Source organism: Streptomyces sp. NPDC047014, assembly GCF_040644195.1.
Lineage (GTDB): Bacteria > Actinomycetota > Actinomycetes > Streptomycetales > Streptomycetaceae > Streptomyces.
Window position 1 is genome coordinate 1 of record NZ_JBEYVX010000183.1, and the last position, 2,065, is coordinate 2,065.

The window sequence follows — 2,065 nt, forward strand, 5'->3', positions numbered from 1 at the left end:
GGGTGGCCGGTCGGCGGCCACCCGCGGCGCTCCCCCGCCGTCCCTCATGCGACGGGCCAGGTGAGCACGGCGATGACCTGCTTGCCGTGCGGGGAGGGACTGACGAAGAGGTCCGCGCCGAGCGCCCGGACGATGCCGAGCCCGCGCCCGCGCGTCGCCGTCGGCCCGGGGCGGGCGGTCCGGCGGGGCGGCGAGGCGGAGCCGTCGCTGAGGACGATGCCCGCGCGGCCGGGCTCCAGGCGGAGGGTCAGGGCGTACGGGGGCCTCGCGTGCAGGACCGCGTTGGTGGCGAGCTCGGAGACGATGAGCACGATGTCCTCGGCGGTCCGCGCCGGACACCGCACTCCCCTGTCGGCGAGCGCGCGCACGGCCGCCTCCCGGGCGTCCCGCACGGCCCACGGGCCCGCGGGCAGGGCCCGGTGCGTGGTGACCGCGTGCGGGGCGGGTGCGTCGGTGAGGTTCATGATGCGCTCCGGGACGGGGCGAGCGGGATACGGGCCCTCACCAGGCATTCGCCACGCACGGGAGGGCGGATTGGCCGGGGGCGGGACCGCGGAGAGGCCCGGCCCGGGACGGCGGATCGGCCTCGGGCGGGACGGCGGATCACCGTGCGCGGGACGGCGGATCACCGTGCGCGGCGACAGTGGATCTGCCTGGGCGGCGACGGCGGATGTCACTCATTCCGGTGAACAGCCAATCCGTTCGCCCGCCGCCGCCGAATCCCTCGTGTGACCACCTCCTGCGGCCGGCCCTACGAGCGCCCGCCGGCCGGGGGCCCGCAAGGGCCCGGCCCCGGCGGGCGTGCCGGCCGCGTGGTCTCCCGCCCGGCCGCCACGCGCGGCCCGGGCCCCCTGCCTTCCGTACACCCGACCGCACCACTCCCCCGAGGAGCAACGATCATGAACACCCCGCAGATCCGCCGTACCGCCGTCGCCGTCGCCGCGGCCGCCCTGCTGCCCTTCTCCCTCGCCGCCTGCTCCGACTCCGGCAGTGACACCAAGTCCGCGCCCAGCGCGGCGGCCGAGGGCGCGACCGCCAGCGCGACCGGCACCACCGAGGGCGGCATGACCGGCGACGAGCCCTTCGGCCCGGCCTGCGCCTCCGTACCGAAGGAGGGCTCCGGTTCCTTCGACGGCATGGCCAAGGACCCGGTCGCCACCGCCGCCTCCAACAACCCGGCCCTGTCCACCCTGGTCGCCGCCGTCAAGCAGGCCGGCCTGGTCGACACCCTGAACAACGCCAAGGACATCACGGTCTTCGCGCCGACGAACGACGCCTTCGCCAAGATCCCGAAGGCCGACCTCGACAAGGTCCTCGCCGACAAGGAGCAGCTGACCAACATCCTCACCTACCACGTGGTCGGCGAGCGCCTCACCCCGAAGCAGCTGGAGAACGGCACCTTCGAGACCCTCCAGAAGAGCACCCTCACCACCTCCGGCTCGGGCGAGTCCTACAAGGTCAACGGCAACTCCAACGTGGTCTGCGGCAACGTCAAGACGGCCAACGCCAACGTCTACATCGTCGACACCGTCCTGATGCCGAAGTAGCCGGTGGGCGCCCGGCCCGGGGGTGTATCCCTCCCGGCCCGGGGCAGGCGGGCCCGTGACGGACACGGAGCGACGCAAGGGAGCTGTTTCCTCATGACCGAGAACGCCTGGGCCTACCGCATCACCGTCGGCCGCATCACCGATGTGGACCTGTCGGGCTACAAGGTGGAGGCGACCGACGGCAGCATCGGCAAGGTCGACAAGCACTCCGACGAGGCCGGTTCCGCCTACCTGGTCGTGGACACCGGCCCGTGGATCTTCGGCAAGGAGGTCCTGATCCCGGCCGGCACCGTCACCGAGATCGACGTGGAGCAGGAGAGGGTCCACGTCGGCCTGACGAAGGAACAGATCAAGAACGCACCGGAGTTCACCCGGGACCAGCACCTCCAGGACATCGAGTACCGCCAGCAGCTGGGCGGTTACTACGGTTTCATGCCGCCCATGTGACGGACGGGGCGGACACACCGAAGGGGGTGGGGGGGGGGCGGCGCCCCCCCGCACCCCCAAGTCCAGCACGA

At 73.0% G+C, this 2,065-nt stretch carries 3 protein-coding genes; 2 read left to right on the forward strand and 1 reads right to left on the reverse strand.

The window, feature by feature from the left end:
- Positions 1-44: 44 nt before the first annotated feature.
- Positions 45-464 carry an ATP-binding protein gene (locus ABZ873_RS34115; protein WP_360880755.1) on the reverse strand — a complete coding sequence of 140 codons (420 nt, stop codon included), beginning with the start codon at positions 462-464 and terminating at the stop codon, positions 45-47.
- Positions 465-899: 435 nt separating this feature from the next.
- On the opposite strand from ABZ873_RS34115, the gene ABZ873_RS34120 reads away from it, so the two are divergent.
- Complete coding sequence (locus ABZ873_RS34120; protein ID WP_360880758.1) at positions 900-1,547, forward strand: fasciclin domain-containing protein; 648 nt, start codon at positions 900-902, stop codon at positions 1,545-1,547.
- 93 nt (positions 1,548-1,640) lie between these two features.
- Entirely contained in the window at positions 1,641-1,994 is a 354-nt protein-coding gene (locus tag ABZ873_RS34125) for a PRC-barrel domain-containing protein (RefSeq protein WP_360880761.1), read from the forward strand.
- Positions 1,995-2,065 lie beyond the last annotated feature (71 nt).

Excerpts from the sequence above, each read along its gene's own strand:
- ABZ873_RS34115 (WP_360880755.1), bottom strand. The coding sequence starts at position 464 with ATGAACCTCACCGACGCACCCGCCCCGCACGCGGTCACCACGCACCGG.
- ABZ873_RS34120 (WP_360880758.1), top strand. The coding sequence starts at position 900 with ATGAACACCCCGCAGATCCGCCGTACCGCCGTCGCCGTCGCCGCGGCC.
- ABZ873_RS34125 (WP_360880761.1), top strand. The coding sequence starts at position 1,641 with ATGACCGAGAACGCCTGGGCCTACCGCATCACCGTCGGCCGCATCACC.